We start from the raw sequence: 16,787 nt of genomic DNA, 5'->3' as shown, positions 1-16,787 counted from the left end.
GATCAATACGGTCCGCGGCAATGTGAACTGGATGAACGCCCGCCGCCGCACGATGGAATCCGACCTGATCGGCGCCGACCTCGACAAGATCTGGCCGATCATCCCGCATGGCCAGTCGGACACGGCCTGCCTCGACAACGCGCTAGAGCTGCTCGTGGCCGGTGGCTATTCGCTGGCTCATGCCGTGATGATGCTGATCCCGGAGGCCTGGGCCGGCAATCCGTTGATGGATCCTGACCGCAAGGCCTTCTACGAATATCATGCCGCGCTGATGGAGCCATGGGACGGCCCTGCCGCCGTCGCGTTCACTGATGGCCGTCAGATCGGCGCAACCCTCGACCGTAACGGCCTGCGTCCCGCACGCTTCCTCGTCACCGACGACGATCATGTGATCATGGCGTCGGAATCGGGCGTGCTGCCGATTCCCGAGGAGAAGATCGTCCGCAAGTGGCGCCTCCAGCCCGGCAAGATGCTTCTGATCGACATGGAGCAGGGCCGGATCATCGAGGACGAGGAGATCAAGGCGAGCCTTGCTACCGCCGCGCCCTACGCGCAGTGGCTTGAAGAAACGCAGTATAAGCTGAAGGATCTCGAAGTTCTCGACGCCGACGAGATCGGTGACGTACCGCCACTGCGCAACGATGCCCAGTCATTGCTCGATAGCCAGCAAGCCTTTGGCTACACGCAGGAAGATATCGCCAAATTCCTCGAACCGATGGCTCGCAATGGCGAGGATCCGATCGGCTCGATGGGCACCGACACGCCGATCGCGGTGCTGTCTAACCGGTCGCGCCTGCTCTACGACTATTTCAAGCAGAATTTCGCGCAGGTCACCAACCCGCCGATCGACCCGATCCGCGAAGAACTGGTGATGTCGCTGGTCTCGATGATCGGGCCCCGCCCCAATCTGCTCGGCCGCCAGGCCGGTACCCACCTCCGCCTGGAGGTCGATCAGCCGATCCTGACCAATGAGGATGTCGCCCGCATCCGTTCGGCCGAGGCGCAGCTCGACGGCGCCTTCCGCACCGAGACGATCGACATGACCTGGGACGCCTCGGCCGGCGCCGAGGGGCTTGCCAGCGCGGTCAAGGAAATGTGCTGGGCCGCGACCGAGGCGGTGCTCGCCGACAAGAATATCCTGATCCTGTCCGATCGCGCCCAGGGGCCCGACCGGATCGCCATGCCGTCGCTACTGGCGACCGCAGCGGTCCACCACCATCTGGTCAAGCAGGGCCTGCGCATGCAGACCGGCCTGGTGGTCGAGAGCGGCGAAGCGCGCGAAGTCCATCATTTCTGCGTGCTCGCGGGCTATGGCGCCGAAGCGGTCAATCCCTATCTCGCCTTCGACACGCTCGAAGAGATCCGCGTCCGCCAGGGTCTCGAACTGAGCAGCTACGAGGTTCAGAAAAACTATATCAAGGCGGTCGGCAAGGGCATCCTCAAGGTCATGTCCAAAATGGGCATCTCGACCTATCAGAGCTATTGCGGCGCGCAGATCTTCGACGCCGTCGGCCTGTCCTCGGCGTTCATCGAGAAATATTTCACCGGCACTGCCACGACGATCGAAGGCATCGGCCTCAAGGAAGTCGCCGAGGAAACGGTGCGCCGTCACGCGGCCGCCTATGGCGACAATCCGATCTATCGCAACATGCTCGATGTCGGTGGCGTCTATGGCTATCGCATCCGCGGCGAGGAGCATGCCTGGACCCCCGAGAGCGTGGCCTCGCTCCAGCATGCGGTGCGCGGCAACAGCCAGGATCGCTATGCCGAGTTCGCCCGCTCGATCAACGAGCAGAATGAACGCGTCCTCACGATCCGCGGGCTCATGGAGCTCAAGACGGCGGACACGCCGATCAGCATCGACGAGGTCGAGCCCGCCACGGAAATCGTCAAGCGTTTCGCGACCGGCGCGATGAGCTTCGGCTCGATCTCGCGCGAGGCGCACACCACGCTGGCGCTGGCGATGAACCGTATCGGCGGGCGTTCGAACACCGGCGAAGGCGGCGAAGAAGCCGACCGCTTCAAGCCGTTGCCGAACGGCGATTCGATGCGCTCGGCGATCAAGCAGGTCGCCTCGGGCCGCTTCGGCGTGACGACGGAATATCTGGTCAACGCCGACGACATCCAGATCAAGATGGCGCAGGGCGCAAAGCCCGGCGAAGGCGGCCAGCTGCCCGGCGACAAGGTCGACAAGAACATCGCCCGCGTCCGCCATTCGACGCCGGGCGTCGGCCTGATCTCGCCGCCCCCGCACCACGACATCTATTCGATCGAGGATCTGGCCCAGCTGATCCACGACCTGAAGAACGTCAATCCGGGTGCGCGGGTCTCGGTCAAGCTCGTCTCCGAAGTCGGTGTCGGCACGGTTGCCGCTGGCGTCTCCAAGGCACGCGCCGACCATGTGACGATCTCCGGCTATGAGGGTGGCACGGGTGCCTCCCCCCTCACCTCGCTGACCCATGCCGGCAGCCCGTGGGAGATCGGCCTGGCCGAGACCCAGCAGACGCTGCTTCTCAACGGTCTGCGCAGCCGCATCGTCGTCCAGGTCGACGGTGGCCTGCGCACAGGCCGCGACGTCGCCATCGGCGCGCTACTCGGGGCGGACGAGTTCGGCTTCGCGACCGCGCCGCTGATCGCGGCCGGCTGCATCATGATGCGCAAATGCCATCTGAACACCTGCCCGGTCGGCGTCGCTACCCAGGATCCGGTGCTTCGCGCCCGGTTCAGCGGCCAGCCAGAGCATGTGATCAACTATTTCTTCTTCGTCGCCGAAGAGCTCCGCCAGATCATGGCGGAGATGGGCTTCCGCACGCTGAAGGAGATGGTCGGTCGGGTCGACCGGATCGACATGCGCAAGGCGGTGAACCACTGGAAGGCGCATGGCGTCGAACTGGGCCGTCTTCTGCACAAGGCCGAGCCGGCGATGGGCAACACGCTCCACCATTCGCAGTTCCAGGACCACGGCCTCGACGCCGCGCTCGACAATGACCTGATCGCCGCCGCCGCGCCCGCGCTCGAAAGCGGCGAACCGGTCGTCATCGAACGGCCGGTGTACAACGTGAACCGCACCGTCGGCGCCATGCTGTCGGGCGAGGTGGCCCGTCGCTACGGCCATGATGGCCTGCTCGAAAACACGATCACGATCCGGCTGACCGGTGTCGCCGGGCAGAGCTTCGGCGCCTTCCTGGCGCATGGCGTGACGCTCGAACTGACCGGTGACGGCAATGACTATGTCGGCAAGGGTCTGTCGGGCGGACGGGTGATCGTGCGCCAGCCGGCGCATGTGAACCGGAACCCGCTGGAGAACATCATCGTCGGCAACACCGTGCTTTATGGTGCTATCGCGGGCGAGGCCTATTTCCAGGGCGTGGCCGGTGAGCGTTTCGCCGTCCGCAACTCGGGCGCGATCGCCGTCGTCGAAGGCACTGGCGACCATGGCTGCGAATATATGACGGGCGGCGTGGTCGTCGTGCTCGGCCAGACCGGGCGCAACTTCGCGGCCGGCATGTCGGGCGGCATCGCCTATGTCTATGACGCCGACGGGCTGTTCCGCCAGCGTTGCAACCTGGCGATGGTCGACGTCGACGCAATCGATCCGGCGGCCGACGCCGATATCGAGGAAGGCCGTCCGCAGCAACGCGCGGTCAGCGTCCACGATTATGGCATGGGCGACATGCTCCGCCATGACGCGGCACGGCTCCGCATCCTGCTCGAGCGCCATCACCTCCACACCGGCAGCGCCCAGGCGGCTGCCCTGCTGGAGGACTGGGACAACACGCTGTCGCGCTTCGTCAAGGTGATGCCGCGCGACTATCGACGGGCGTTGCAGCAGCTGGAGGCCGAGCGCCTCGCCGCCGCCAACGTCGCTGCCGAATGACCGGAGAATAAAGATGGGCAAGGCAACCGGATTTCTGGAAATCGAGCGCAAGGACCGCAGCTATGCGAAGCCGGAAGAGCGGCTGAAGCACTGGAACGAGTTCATCGTTCCGCTGGCGGACAAGGAGCTGCGCGATCAGGCGGCGCGCTGCATGAATTGCGGCATTCCGTTTTGTCACAATGGCTGTCCGGTGAACAACATCATTCCGGACTGGAACCATCTGGTCTTCGAAGAAGACTGGAAGAACGCACTCGAAGTTCTTCATTCGACCAATAATTTTCCGGAGTTCACCGGTCGCGTGTGCCCTGCACCCTGCGAGGCGGCCTGCACCCTGAACATTCAGGATACGCCGGTTACGATCAAGTCGATCGAATGCGCGATCGTCGATCGCGGATGGGAAGAAGGCTGGATCCGGCCGCAGCTGCCGACCCGCAAGACCGGCAAGTCGGTCGCGGTGGTCGGCTCGGGACCGGCCGGCATGGCGTGCGCGCAACAGCTGGCACGCGCCGGCCACAGCGTCACCCTGTTCGAGAAGAACGACCGCATGGGCGGCCTGCTGCGTTACGGCATCCCCGACTTCAAGATGGAGAAGCATCTCATCAACCGCCGGCTGGTGCAGATGGAGGCCGAAGGCGTCACCTTCCGCACCTCGACCGAGGTCGGCGTGCAGGTTTCGCTCGACTCGCTGCGCGAGAATTACGACGCGATCGTGTTGTCGGGCGGTGCGGAAAAGCCCCGCCCGTTGGAGATACCGGGATTCGAACTGCAGGGCGTCCGCTATGCGATGGAGTTCCTCACTCAGCAGAACAAGCGCGTGGCGGGCGACGACGAGTTGCGCGCGGCACCGCGCGGGACGCTGACCGCGACCGGCAAGCATGTCATCGTGATCGGTGGCGGCGACACGGGATCCGACTGCGTCGGCACCTCGAACCGCCAGGGCGCCGCCTCGGTGACCCAGCTCGAGATCATGCCCAAGCCTCCCGAAAAGGAAGCCAAGGCGATGACCTGGCCGAACTGGCCGCTGAAGCTGCGCACCTCGTCGAGCCATGAAGAAGGCTGCGAGCGCGACTGGGCGGTGCTGACCAAGCGCGCGATCGGCACCAACGGGCAGCTGACCGGCCTGGAATGCGTCCGCGTCGAGTGGGTCGACGGCCGGATGCAGGAGGTTCCGGGCAGCGAATTCACGCTGCAGGCCGATCTGGTCCTGCTCGCCATGGGCTTCGTCGGACCGAATGCCGCCGGGATGATCGAACAGGCCGGCGTCGAACTCGATACGCGCGGCAATGTGAAGGCGGACACCAACGCCTATGCCACCAGCCAGGACGGCATCTTCGCCTGCGGCGACATGCGCCGCGGCCAGAGCCTGATCGTCTGGGCGATCCGCGAGGGCCGCCAGTGCGCTCGCGCGGTCGATCTGCACCTGATGGGCACGACCGAACTGCCGCGCTGACGAACAGCCCCTTCGATCGAAGGGCTACGACATAAAAAAAGGGGCGCCGGATCGACCGGCGCCCCTTTTCTTCTGGCTGTAGAGGCCTCAGGCCGCCTTGGCCCGGCTCGCGCGCTTGCGCTCGTGCGGGTCGAGGTGCCGCTTGCGCAGACGGATCGACTTGGGGGTCACTTCGACCAGCTCGTCGTCGTCGATATAGGCGATCGCCTGCTCCAGCGTCATCTTCTTCGGCGGCGTCAGGCGGATCGCATCGTCCTTGCCGCCCGAAGCGCGGAAGTTGGTGAGCTGCTTCGCCTTCATCGGGTTGACTTCGAGATCGTCGGTCTTGGCGTTCTCGCCGACGATCATGCCCTCATAGAGAGCCTCGCCATGGCCGACGAAGAGGATGCCGCGCTCTTCGAGCGGGCCGAGGGCGTAGCTGTTCGCTTCGCCCGCACCGTTCGAGATCAGCACGCCGTTCTTGCGGCCTTCGATGTTGCCCTTGTGGGGGCCGTACTTCTCGAAGAGGCGATTCATGATCCCGGTACCGCGGGTGTCCGACAGGAACTCGCCATGATAGCCGATCAGACCGCGCGACGGCGCCGAGAAGGTGATGCGGGTCTTGCCGCCGCCCGACGGACGCATGTCGGTCATCTCGGCCTTGCGGAGGTTCATCTTCTCGACGACCGTGCCCGAATATTCCTCGTCGACGTCGATGACGACGGTCTCGTACGGCTCTTCCTTGCCGCCCTGCTCATTCTCGCGGAACAGCACGCGCGGACGGCTGATCCCGAGCTCGAAGCCCTCGCGGCGCATCGTCTCGATCAACACGCCGAGCTGAAGCTCGCCACGGCCGGCGACGTCGAAGCTGTCCTTGCCGGCGCTCTCGGTCACCTTGATCGCCACGTTGGACTCGGCTTCGCGGAACAGACGGTCGCGGATCATGCGGCTCGTCACCTTCGTGCCTTCACGGCCCGCCATGGGGCTGTCGTTCACCGCGAAGGTCATCGACAGCGTGGGCGGATCGATCGGCTGCGCCTTGATCGGCACGGACACCGAAGGATCGGCGATGGTGTTCGCCACGGTCGCGACCGTCAGGCCGGCCATGCAGATGATATCGCCGGCCTTGGCCTCCTCGACGGGCACGCGCTCGAGGCCCTGGAAGGACATCAGCTTGGTCGCGCGACCGGTCTCGATGATCTTGCCGTCGACATCGAGGGCGTGGATCGGCTGATTGAGCTTCACCGTGCCGCTGTTGACGCGGCCGGTCAGGATACGGCCGAGGAAATTGTCGCGGTCGAGCAGCGTCACGAGGAAGCTGAACGGCGCGTCGAGATCGAGCTGCGGCGCCGGAACATGATCGACGATCCGCTGGAACAGCGGGCGCAGCGTACCCTCGCGCGCCTGGGCGTCCTCGCTCGCATAGCCGTTGCGCCCAGAGGCGTAGAGAACCGGGAAATCGAGCTGCTCGTCGGTCGCATCGAGGCTGACGAACAGGTCGAACACCTCGTTCAGCACCTCTTCGACGCGCGAGTCCGGGCGATCGATCTTGTTCACGACGACGATGGGACGCAGGCCGAGGGCCAGCGCCTTGCCGGTCACGAACTTGGTCTGCGGCATTGCACCTTCGGACGAGTCCACCAGCAGGATGACGCCGTCGACCATCGACAGGATGCGCTCCACCTCACCACCGAAGTCGGCGTGGCCGGGCGTATCGACGATATTGATGCGCGTGCCTTCCCAGTCGACCGAGGTGCACTTCGCCAGGATCGTGATGCCACGTTCCTTTTCGAGGTCGTTCGAGTCCATCGCACGCTCTTCGACGCGCTGGTTTTCACGGAAGGTGCCGGACTGGCGGAACAGCTGGTCAACCAGCGTGGTCTTGCCGTGATCGACGTGCGCAATGATCGCCACGTTGCGGAGGCTCATGGTCGTAAAAGTCCTGATAGGAGGGATTTGCCGCGCGCATAGCGGAAATGTCGCGATGCAACAAGGGCAGCGTATCGCCCGCACTTCGCGCAGAAGAGCCAAACGCGCCCTGCGACGGAAAAAAAAGGGCCGGTCCGAACGAACCAGCCCGAAGTCATTAGGAGAGGATGCCTGAAAGGCCCGTCTCTTCTGCGCGCAGAGCAGTGATTCGACAAATGCGAATGCGTCAATAGCAATTGCATTTTGTGCATTCATCGGTTGCGTCGAGGTTATCCGCGACTGTCCGCCGTATCGCTTGAATAATGCACCTCATGCGGCCATCTTTGCGCTTAGCAAAGCACGAGGGAGACGCCGGCAATGGCCAGCACGACGACGACAGAGCAACCGGATCTGGTGCTGCAGCCGCCTGCACCGGTGAAGGCGCTTGCGCCGGAGAAGGCTGCCGGGCTCGTTCCCCTGCGCGACGAGCAGCGCTCGCAGCTCGAAGAGAAGGTCGACGCCTTCGTCGCGGAGCTGGTCGCCCAGGACGTCAACAGCCCCGAATTCGGCAAGCGCGTGGATTCGATCAGCAATATGGGCCGGCGCGAAATTGCCGAAGCCGCTGGCCAGTCGAACAGATTTCTCGACCGCCCGGTCAAGGCGATCGATGCGGACAATGGCGTCGGCGCCAACCTCGCGGAGCTGCGACGCACGGTCGAGGATCTCGACCCGGGCAAGCGCGACAATCTCTTCACACGCAAGAAGCTGTTCGGGATCATCCCCTGGGGCGACCGGATGCGCGACTATTTCGACAGCTATCGCTCTGCGCAGAGCCATATCTCCTCGATCCTGAACAGCCTCGCCTCTGGCAAGGACGAACTGATCAAGGACAATGCCGCGATCGACGTCGAGCGGCAGAATCTCTGGGCAGCCATGGGGCGGCTCGAGCAGATGATCCACCTGTCGAAGACGCTCGACGAGCGACTGGAGCAGAAGGCGCTCGAACTCGACAGCAGCGATCCCGAAAAGGCCAAGGCAATACGGGAAACCGCGCTGTTCTATGTCCGCCAGCGCACGCAGGACCTGCTGACCCAGATGGCCGTGACGGTGCAGGGTTATCTTGCACTCGATCTCGTCAAGAAGAACAATGTCGAACTGGTGAAGGGAGTCGACCGCGCCTCCACGACGACCGTGTCCGCCTTGCGCACTGCCGTCACCGTCGCGCAGGCGCTGACCAACCAGAAGCTGGTGCTGGAGCAGATCACCGCGCTCAACACGACGACGGCGAACATGATCGAATCAACCGGCACTATGCTGAAGAACCAGACGGCCGAAATCCACAAGCAGGCAGCTTCGTCGACGATCCCGATCGAGACTCTGCAGCGCGCCTTCCAGAACATCTACGACACGATGGACACGATCGACCGCTTCAAAGTGGAGGCGCTGTCTTCGATGAAGCAGACGGTCAACGTGCTGACCAGCGAGGTCGAGAAGTCGAAGGGCTATATCGCCCGCGCCGAGGGTGCCGCCCAGGGGCAGACCGAGCCGTTCAAGGCGCTGGAATAGGACAAACAGGAGATGGTCGACAGCCGCGCTGCGATGGATCGCGCCGAGGAGGTGCTGGATCGTATCCGGTCGCGCACCTCGCCACGCGCGATCAAGGCGCACCGACGCCGTGTCGTGGGCTTCTTCCGACGCCTGCGCCTCGCCTTCTTTGCTGTGCTGGGCGTCGCCCTTGCCGGCGGGATGATCGGCGCCTTCGTCACGCCGCTCGGCATCTGGGGATTCTTCCTCATGCTGATCGCCATGGCGATCGTCTTCTTCGGCATACTTGGCTGGCCACAGGCGCCCGAACCGACGCCGCAGCAGATGGCGAAGAGCGACCTGCCTCTGCTCCCTTCCCAGACCGAACGCTGGCTGGAGGCTCAACGCCTTGCCCTCCCCGCTCCAGCGCAACGGCTCGCAGACGAGATCGGCATCAAGCTGGAGGCGCTGGGCCCGCAGCTGGCAAAGCTCGACCCGCGCGAACCCGCCGCTCATGAGTTCCGCAAGCTGATGGCGGAGGAACTGCCCGAACTGGTCGAGGGCTATAAGCAGGTCCCCGAGGGAATGCGCCGGGCCGAGCGCAATGGCAGCTCACCTGATCGCCAACTGGTCGAGGGGCTCAAGGTCGTCGACGACGAGCTGCGCCGGATGGGCGAGCAACTCGTGAGCGGCGATCTCGACAAGCTGGCGACACAGGGTCGCTATCTCGAACTCAAATATCGCGGTGCCGAGGATCAGCGCGACTGAGTTGACTGCCCGGCGAGCCGATCGGCCTGCCTTATCCCCCGATAAAGCGCCGTCATGGCATCGGGGTAGCTCGGGCCGGCGCAGGTGGTTAGTGCCTCGGGCAGCAGGATCCGGCGGCTGTCCGGAACCACCCGCCGCAACAGCGGGTGTTCGAGCATCTCGGTCCCCCGGTCGCGGACGACGCCCTTCTGCTCGACCAGCAGAAAGTCCGGCCGCGCCCGTGCCATCTGCTCGATCGACAGATAGGACAGCATCGGTCGGCCGAGGCGCCGGGCGAGATTGACGAGCCCGGCACGGCGCATCATCTCGTCGATCAACGTGCCCTGCCCGGTCAGATAGCCGCGCCGCTGATAATAGGCCGCCACCCGTCCGCGTCCGGGGGGAGCCCCGAGAGCGGCCAGCCGCGCGCGCATCGTCTTTATCAGGGCCTCGCCCCGTTCTGGATGGCCGACCGCTGTCGCGACCCGACGCACCGAGCGTTCGATTACGGTATAATCCTCGGCACGCTCAAGTTCGACGGTCGGGATGTGCCGACGGCGCAGCACCTCCAGCGCGGTCGGGGTCCCGAAGCCCGACGTGAAGACGAGGTCAGGCCTAAGCGTCATCAACTCCTCGGCGCTACCCCGCGTCACACGGAAACGCTTCGCCCGCTCATAGGCCCAGGACATGCCACGATCCTGCGAGAAGCGGTTGAGCGCCACGATCTGGCCCGGATCGGCAAGAAGAACGAGATATTGATCCGCGCACAGGCTCAGCGACACGATCCGCCTGGGCGGCGAAGCGGATAGAGGCCCTTGGGTAGCAGCCGAGAGGACGGCTGGGATCATTGCCGCCAGCGCGAAAATCAGGCTCTTCACGGGGCGGCGCATGAACCCTCTTGAAAGCAAGGCGCGTCTGCGGTCAAGCCGACCCCATGGTCCCGTCTCCCCCGCCCCGTGCGCTGCTGATCGCGTCTCTGGCGATCCTCGCCCTGCTACTGGCGGCCGGATCGCTGCTGACCGGTCCGACCGGCTATGGGCCACGCGAGCTTGCGGGAATCGTCACCGGCACGGGCGATCCGCTGTTGCGCGACATCTTGTTCGATTTGCGCCTGCCGCGTGCCCTGCTCGGCCTGTTGGTCGGTGCGATGCTGGGCCTCGCGGGCGCAGTGCTGCAGGGCTATCTGCGCAATCCGCTCGCTGAGCCTTCGATCCTGGGCACCTCCAACGCCGCTGCGCTGGGCGCCGTGATCGCCCTCTATTTCGGCCTGTCGCAAGCACAGCCAGCACTGCTGCCGCTGCTCGCCATAGCCGGCGCCCTGATCGGACTCGCCCCGCTTCTGCTGCTGGCGCGGAAGGCGGAAAGCCCGCTGTCGCTCATTCTCGCAGGGATCGCGGTAGGCACCGCCGCCGGTGCAGGCATCAGCCTGGCGCTCAATCTGGCGCCCAATCCCTTCGCCGGCATGGAGATCATGAGCTGGCTGATGGGGTCGCTCGAGGATCGCTCCTTCACCCATGTCTGGATCGCTCTGCCCTGCATCCTGCCAGCGATGCTGCTGCTGTTCCGCGACGCCCGCGCACTCGATGCGCTGACGCTGGGCGAGGACGCGGCACAGACGCTCGGCGTAAACCTCTCGGCTGTTCGGCTGAGGCTGATGCTGGGCATCGCCATCGGCGTGGGGGCCGCTGTAGCCGTCTCTGGTGCAATCGGCTTTGTCGGGCTGATCGTACCGCATCTGCTGCGCCCCTTCACCGACCGCGCGCCATCATCGCTGCTGCTGCCCTCGGCACTGGGAGGAGGCGCGCTCCTCTGTGCCGCCGACATCGCCGTGCGGCTGATCCCGACGTCCGATATCGAACTGCGCCTAGGCGTCCTGACCGCGCTGCTCGGCGTGCCGATCTTCGTCTATCACCTGGCCCGCGAACGCCGCCTCTGGTGACGGCCGGGCAAGACTAGCCTGCGCGGTCCTGATCGCCCGGCGCCGGGTGGGCCAGATAGGCTAGCCGTCGGACCTCGCGCCGCCCGCGCACCACCGTCGCCAGGATTAGGCCGGTGTAGAGATTGAAGAAGGCGAGAATCATCAGACCCGTGACCAGCAAAGCGGTGGGAAGCCGCGGAACGAGCCCGGTTTCGAGATAGGTCAGCCCCAGCGGCACCGCGAGCAGGATCGCGAGCAGCGCGAACAGCCCACCGATCGCGCCGAAGAACAGAACGGGCTTTTCGATCCGAAACAGCGTCATGATCGTCCAGAGAATGCGGAAACCGTCGCGATAGGTGGACAGCTTCGACATCGACCCTTCCGGCCGCGCGCCATAATGGGTCACGACCTCGCCGACCGGCATCTGCAGTTCGAGCGCGTGAATGCTGATCTCGGTCTCGATCTCGAAACCGGCCGACAGCACCGGAAAGCTCTTCACGAAGCGCCGGGAGAAGACGCGGTAGCCGGACAATATGTCGGAGAAGCTCCGCCCGAACAGGCGCGCCAATATCCCGGTGAGCATCTTGTTACCGAAACGGTGACCGCGCCGATAGGCCTCCTCGACCTCCGACTTGCGCGCGCCGACCACCATGTCGAGCCGCTCGGCCAGCATCATGCGGATCAGTTCGGGAGCCGCCGCCGCATCATAGGTCGCATCGCCATCGGCCATCACATAGATGTCGGCCTCGACATCGGAGAACATCCGCCGGACGACATGCCCCTTGCCCTGCATCCGCTCGGTCCGGACGATCGCCCCGGCGGCGCGGGCGACCTCGACCGTGCGGTCGCGGCTGTTGTTGTCGAAGACATAGATGCGCGCGTCTGGCAGCGCGGCGCGGAAGCCGGCGATGGTCGCGCCGATCGCCGCTTCCTCATTGTAGCAGGGCAGGATGACGGCGATATCGGGCTTCATGCCGGCGTTGATAAAGGTCGGCCGGTCGCTTGTCATCCGTGCTTCTTGCCGACGCGAATGCGAAGCCACAGGAGCGCAGCGATCGAGGCCATCAGCGGCAGCAACCATATGATCCGCGCCTGATAGCGAGGCTGCGGCTCAGACACGCCGCCGCCCAGCAACGCATTGACGAGGGCCCCTATGCCGAACAGGCCGATCCAGAGCAGAAGATCCCGATCGGCCTGCGTCGACGATCTGCCCCGCACCGACCAAATGAGCAGCAGCAGCACCGATGCAGCAACGATCGCCTGCTGGAGCCTCGCTACCAGCATCTGGGGCCAGAGGTTGCGTCCACCCAGCGAGGATAGAAGCGCTGCGCGCTGGCGGGGCGGCAGCGAGCGCCAGCAGCGATCGCCGGGCGCACAATGATAGTTAAGGATATCGACCTCGAACTGCAGCATCTGTCGCATCGCATTGTAGCCGACGCGTCCCCCCTGCGCGATCGGATGCTCGGCGAGAACTGCAAGCGCGAAGGCGGTATCCTGATCAGACATGGCGCGCCGCGTCTGCGCATCGGCGAACATATAGCCGCCCCGCGCCGGATCGAGCGACCAGAGAAACTCTCCGGCGGCGATCGACGAGCGGTCCTTCCATGCGCATGCAGCGAAGGTCGGCCGATCGCAATGATCGCGCAGATAGGCAAGCCCCGGTCCATCGGCCATGAAGCGCGCGGTCAGCAGCGGAACCAGCAAGGGCTTGCGCCCGAACACCTGCTCCACGACCACGCCTGTCGCCACCACCGAAGAGAGCCCTACCGCCAATAGCGTCAAGGTCGTCAGGAAAGTGCCGCGCCATTCCGACCAGGGCCGACCGCCCAACCGCATACCAACCGGCAGCAGGGCGAGCATCGCCCCGATCGCAACGATGTGGGTCAGGTGCGAGAGCAGCGACAGCAGCAACAGCGCAGCGACGCCGATCCGCTCCCATCGCGCCATCCGGCCCCTGTCGATCACCAGCAGGAGAAAGGCGAGCATGCCCAGTCCGGCCAGAAGATCGGGCATCAGCAACCCGACGAAAAAGGGTAGCGAAGTGCCCAGCGCAAGCAGCGAAACAACCGCAACGATCGCCTGCCGGCTCGCCACACCGAACATCCGCAGCGTGAGATGAACCAGCCAATAGGCCGCCAACGCTTGCGCGATCACGAACAGCCAGAAGCTGCCGAACAAGAAGGTCATCCACAGCAGAGCCCCGAAATAGGGCGATCGACCCGCCATGATGCTCTGGCTGGCGATATCATTGCCATGGGCGGCAACATGGCCGCGCGCGGCGACGTGCTTTGCGGCCGGCTCGAGCGCGTGCCGATAATGTTCGGTCCACTCGGTCGAGATGCGATGACCCGAAAAAATGTAGGCGGCGCTGTCCGCTGCCCGCACATAGGATGTCGTATCGGGGAAGAAGAAAGGCTGGCCGTTGAGAAAGGCAGGCCAGGCGAGCGCGCACAGACAGGCGACGTGCAACAGCCAGCGCTGAATCATCCCTGCCCCCGAAGCCCCGCCACTACCCGCGCCCTCATCCGCGATCGGCCATGGCTTTGCAACCGATGTTGGGGCAGCATGAAGCGATGCACGAGGATTATGACCTGTTCGTCGAGATCATCGACGCCGGAAGTCTCGCGGCTGCCGGCCGGCGGCTGCGCATATCGCCGGCAATGGTGTCGAAGCGGCTGGCGCGGCTCGAAGCCCGGCTCGGCGCACAACTCGTCCATCGCACCACCCGGCGCCTGCTGGTGACCGAGGTCGGCCAGACCTTCTACGAGGATGTCCGCCGGATCGTCGAGGCAACCCGCGCCGCCGAGGCCCGCGTGGCGGGGCGCATAGGGCAGCCCGCCGGGCCTCTGCGCGTGTCCGCCCCGACGTCCTTCGGACGGCTCCACGTCGTTCCCCATCTCAAGAGCTTTCTCGACCTCCACCCCCGGATCGAGCTGGCGATCGATCTCGACGACGGCTTCGTCGACCTGCTCGGCGAGCGGATCGACGTCGCAATCCGCATCTCACCGCCGCCCGCCAAGTCGCTCGACGCCAGTCTGCTCGCCGAAAATCATCGGATCCTCTGCGCATCGCCCGCCTATCTCTCGGCGCATGGAGCCCCGGCCAGCCTCGACGAGCTGAACGCGCATCGCCTGCTCGCCGCCGATCATCAACTGCCCTGGCGCCTCGAAGGACCGGATGGTCCCGTCACGGTCGACGGGCAAAGCGCCGTGCGGACCAATTCGAGCGAGGTCGCGCGTGATCTGGCTCTGGCCGGGCTGGGCATCGCCCTGCGGTCGACCTGGGATGTTGGACCGGCATTACGCGACGGGCGGCTGATACGGGTGCTCGACACCTATCGCGGGGCGACCGACGTCGCCATCTATGCGGTTCAACCGCGCGGCGCGCGCGATACGCCCAATGCGAGCGCATTCATCCGCCACGTCCGCGCTATCTTCTCGCCACAGCCGCCCTGGGATAGGTGATCGCGATGATCGAAAAGCTTCACGCCATCATGGCCCGCCTCCGTGATCCCGAAACGGGCTGCCCCTGGGACGTCCAGCAGGATTTCGCGACGATCGCGCCCTATACGATCGAGGAGGCCTATGAGGTTGCCGACGCGATCGAGCGCGGCGATATGGATGCGCTACGCGACGAGCTAGGCGACCTGCAATTGCAGGTCGTTTTCCACGCCCGGATGGCCGAGGAAAAAGGCCATTTCGACCTGCGCGACGTGCTTGATTCGATCTGCGCCAAGATGATCCGTCGGCATCCGCACGTCTTCGGCGACGGAGAAAGCCCGGGCTGGGAAGAGATCAAGGCCAGCGAACGGGCCGGAAAGTCGGAGGACGGCAGCGCCCTGGCGGGCGTCACCGCCGCCCTCCCTGCCCTGCTCCGCGCGGAAAAGCTGCAGAAGCGCGCGGCGCGGACCGGCTTCGACTGGCCCGAGGCCGAAAGCGCCCGGGAGAAGATCGACGAGGAGATGGCGGAGGTTCTCGCAGCCCACGACCACGCCCATCGCTTCGAGGAGATGGGCGACCTGCTGTTTGCGGTGGTCAATTGGTCGCGCAAGCTCGGCATCGATCCCGAAGCCGCGCTGCGCGCCGCCAATGGCAAGTTCGAACGGCGCTTTCGAGCTATGGAAGAAATCGCGGGCGACGCCTTCCCAAATCTCGATCTGGACGCGCAGGAAGCGCTCTGGGTGCAGGCCAAGCAGGCCGAACGCAGCTGAAAGCCTCAGCGCGCCTCGAAGCGCGCCAGATCGGCATCGGACAGCCGGACTTCCAGGACCATCCGGTCGCCATCGACCTCCTGTCCCACCACTTCGCCATGGGCATGCAGCCAGGCAATCGCGGCCCCATCGCCGATCGGAACCGCAAGCGTGCGGACACGATTGCCGACCGACAGCCTGTCGGACACGATCCGGCGCAACTGCTCGACCCCGTCGCCCTGCAGGGCTGACAAGGTAATGACATCCTCGCGCCGGCTCGCTTCGGCCTCGATCGCCGATCGGGCCTCCTCGTCGAGCATGTCGATCTTGTTCCAGACCTCCAGGATCGGCGCGCCCTCGCCGGCTTCCGCATCCGGTGCGCGCGGACCAACGCCGATTTCGCCCAGCACCGTCAGCACATCGGCGGCCTGCGCGTCACTGTCGGGATGGGCGATGTCGCGGACATGGAGGATGATGTCGGCGCCGGTGACCTCTTCAAGCGTGGCACGGAAGGCCGCAACGAGTTGGGTCGGCAGGTCGGAGACGAACCCCACCGTGTCTGACAGGATCGCCTTGTCGAGCCCCGGCAGCGAAATCTGCCGCATCGTCGGATCGAGCGTCGCGAACAGCAGATCCTCGGCCATCACCTTGGCACCGGTCATGCGGTTGAACAACGTCGACTTGCCGGCATTGGTATAGCCGACGAGCGCGATGACCGGCCAGGGGGCGCGCTGACGCCGGGCGCGGTGCAGCCCGCGCGTTCGGCGAACCTGTTCCAGCTCCCGCCGCAGCTTCGCCATGCGGTCGCGGATCAGCCGCCGGTCGGCTTCGATCTGGGTTTCGCCGGGACCGCCGAGGAAGCCGAAGCCGCCGCGCTGGCGTTCGAGGTGGGTCCAGCTGCGCACGAGGCGTCCGGCCTGATAATCGAGATGGGCGAGCTCGACCTGGAGACGCCCCTCGGCGGTCGCCGCGCGTTCGCCGAAGATTTCGAGGATCAACCCGGTGCGGTCGATGACCTTGGCCTCGATCGCCTTTTCCAGATTGCGCTGCTGGATCGGGGTCAGCGCGGCGTCGACGACGAGAAGTTCCGCCTCGTCCTGCCGGATCGCCAGCGCGATCTGCTCGACCTGGCCCGAACCGAACAGCGTCGCCGGCTTCGGGTCGCGCAGGCGGAAGGCAAGCCTTCCGCCTGCGC

General features: G+C 65.2%; 12 protein-coding genes. 7 read left to right on the top strand and 5 right to left on the bottom strand.

Annotated features, from left to right (window positions below):
- Both gltB and KAY22_RS14500 read left to right on the top strand, forming a co-directional pair.
- A partial coding sequence (gene gltB / locus KAY22_RS14505; protein ID WP_296624137.1) for a glutamate synthase large subunit occupies positions 1 to 3,877 on the top strand: 3,877 nt, incomplete at its 5' end.
- Between the two features lie 13 nt (positions 3,878 to 3,890).
- Positions 3,891 to 5,327 carry a glutamate synthase subunit beta gene (locus tag KAY22_RS14500; protein ID WP_296624136.1) on the top strand — a complete coding sequence of 479 codons (1,437 nt, stop codon included), beginning with the start codon at positions 3,891 to 3,893 and terminating at the stop codon, positions 5,325 to 5,327.
- A gap of 87 nt (positions 5,328 to 5,414) precedes the next feature.
- Here the strand turns inward: KAY22_RS14500 and typA are convergent, their stop codons facing one another.
- Positions 5,415 to 7,235 (bottom strand): translational GTPase TypA, encoded by a 1,821-nt coding sequence (gene typA / locus KAY22_RS14495; RefSeq protein WP_296624135.1) that lies wholly within the window; start codon positions 7,233 to 7,235, stop codon positions 5,415 to 5,417.
- 357 nt (positions 7,236 to 7,592) lie between these two features.
- Here typA and KAY22_RS14490 point away from each other — a divergent pair, with 357 nt between their 5' ends.
- A complete protein-coding gene (locus tag KAY22_RS14490) occupies positions 7,593 to 8,780 on the top strand; it encodes a toxic anion resistance protein (protein ID WP_296624134.1) in 1,188 nt (395 codons plus the stop codon).
- Positions 8,781 to 8,792: 12 nt separating this feature from the next.
- Positions 8,793 to 9,506 (top strand): hypothetical protein, encoded by a 714-nt coding sequence (locus tag KAY22_RS14485; RefSeq protein WP_296624133.1) that lies wholly within the window; start codon positions 8,793 to 8,795, stop codon positions 9,504 to 9,506.
- On the opposite strand, the gene KAY22_RS14480 is transcribed toward KAY22_RS14485, so the two are convergent.
- A complete protein-coding gene (locus tag KAY22_RS14480) occupies positions 9,494 to 10,375 on the bottom strand; it encodes an ABC transporter substrate-binding protein (protein ID WP_296624132.1) in 882 nt (293 codons plus the stop codon). The genes KAY22_RS14485 and KAY22_RS14480 overlap by 13 nt on opposite strands.
- Positions 10,376 to 10,419: 44 nt before the next feature.
- Here KAY22_RS14480 and KAY22_RS14475 point away from each other — a divergent pair, with 44 nt between their 5' ends.
- Positions 10,420 to 11,424, top strand: a complete 1,005-nt coding sequence (locus KAY22_RS14475) for an iron ABC transporter permease (RefSeq protein ID WP_296624131.1) — start codon at positions 10,420 to 10,422, stop codon at positions 11,422 to 11,424.
- 13 nt (positions 11,425 to 11,437) lie between these two features.
- Here the strand turns inward: KAY22_RS14475 and KAY22_RS14470 are convergent, their stop codons facing one another.
- Positions 11,438 to 12,412: a glycosyltransferase family 2 protein gene (locus tag KAY22_RS14470; protein ID WP_296624130.1), complete on the bottom strand. Its 975-nt coding sequence runs from the start codon at positions 12,410 to 12,412 to the stop codon at positions 11,438 to 11,440.
- Entirely contained in the window at positions 12,409 to 13,890 is a 1,482-nt protein-coding gene (locus KAY22_RS14465) for a hypothetical protein (protein ID WP_296624129.1), read from the bottom strand. Before KAY22_RS14465 ends, KAY22_RS14470 begins: the two co-directional genes overlap by 4 nt.
- An 86-nt stretch (positions 13,891 to 13,976) precedes the next feature.
- Here KAY22_RS14465 and KAY22_RS14460 point away from each other — a divergent pair, with 86 nt between their 5' ends.
- Together KAY22_RS14460 and mazG are read left to right on the top strand one after the other, a co-directional pair.
- Positions 13,977 to 14,867, top strand: a complete 891-nt coding sequence (locus tag KAY22_RS14460; protein WP_296624138.1) for a LysR family transcriptional regulator — start codon at positions 13,977 to 13,979, stop codon at positions 14,865 to 14,867.
- Positions 14,868 to 14,872: 5 nt separating this feature from the next.
- Positions 14,873 to 15,613: a nucleoside triphosphate pyrophosphohydrolase gene (gene mazG / locus KAY22_RS14455; protein WP_296624128.1), complete on the top strand. Its 741-nt coding sequence runs from the start codon at positions 14,873 to 14,875 to the stop codon at positions 15,611 to 15,613.
- A gap of 5 nt (positions 15,614 to 15,618) precedes the next feature.
- On the opposite strand, the gene hflX is transcribed toward mazG, so the two are convergent.
- The coding region (gene hflX, locus KAY22_RS14450) for a GTPase HflX (protein ID WP_296624127.1) at positions 15,619 to 16,787 on the bottom strand (1,169 nt) is incomplete at its 5' end.

It is taken from the genome of Rhizorhabdus sp. (assembly GCF_018006725.1).
Lineage (GTDB): Bacteria > Pseudomonadota > Alphaproteobacteria > Sphingomonadales > Sphingomonadaceae > Rhizorhabdus.
The sequence above is the reverse complement of the archived record's forward strand: the minus strand, read 5'-3'. Positions and strand labels throughout refer to the sequence as shown.

Excerpts from the sequence above, each read along its gene's own strand:
- KAY22_RS14500 (WP_296624136.1), top strand. The coding sequence starts at position 3,891 with ATGGGCAAGGCAACCGGATTTCTGGAAATCGAGCGCAAGGACCGCAGC.
- KAY22_RS14470 (WP_296624130.1), bottom strand. The coding sequence starts at position 12,412 with ATGACAAGCGACCGGCCGACCTTTATCAACGCCGGCATGAAGCCCGAT.
- typA (WP_296624135.1), bottom strand. The coding sequence starts at position 7,235 with ATGAGCCTCCGCAACGTGGCGATCATTGCGCACGTCGATCACGGCAAG.
- KAY22_RS14465 (WP_296624129.1), bottom strand. The coding sequence starts at position 13,890 with ATGATTCAGCGCTGGCTGTTGCACGTCGCCTGTCTGTGCGCGCTCGCC.
- KAY22_RS14475 (WP_296624131.1), top strand. The coding sequence starts at position 10,420 with ATGGTCCCGTCTCCCCCGCCCCGTGCGCTGCTGATCGCGTCTCTGGCG.
- KAY22_RS14480 (WP_296624132.1), bottom strand. The coding sequence starts at position 10,375 with ATGCGCCGCCCCGTGAAGAGCCTGATTTTCGCGCTGGCGGCAATGATC.
- KAY22_RS14485 (WP_296624133.1), top strand. The coding sequence starts at position 8,793 with ATGGTCGACAGCCGCGCTGCGATGGATCGCGCCGAGGAGGTGCTGGAT.
- KAY22_RS14460 (WP_296624138.1), top strand. The coding sequence starts at position 13,977 with ATGCACGAGGATTATGACCTGTTCGTCGAGATCATCGACGCCGGAAGT.
- mazG (WP_296624128.1), top strand. The coding sequence starts at position 14,873 with ATGATCGAAAAGCTTCACGCCATCATGGCCCGCCTCCGTGATCCCGAA.
- KAY22_RS14490 (WP_296624134.1), top strand. The coding sequence starts at position 7,593 with ATGGCCAGCACGACGACGACAGAGCAACCGGATCTGGTGCTGCAGCCG.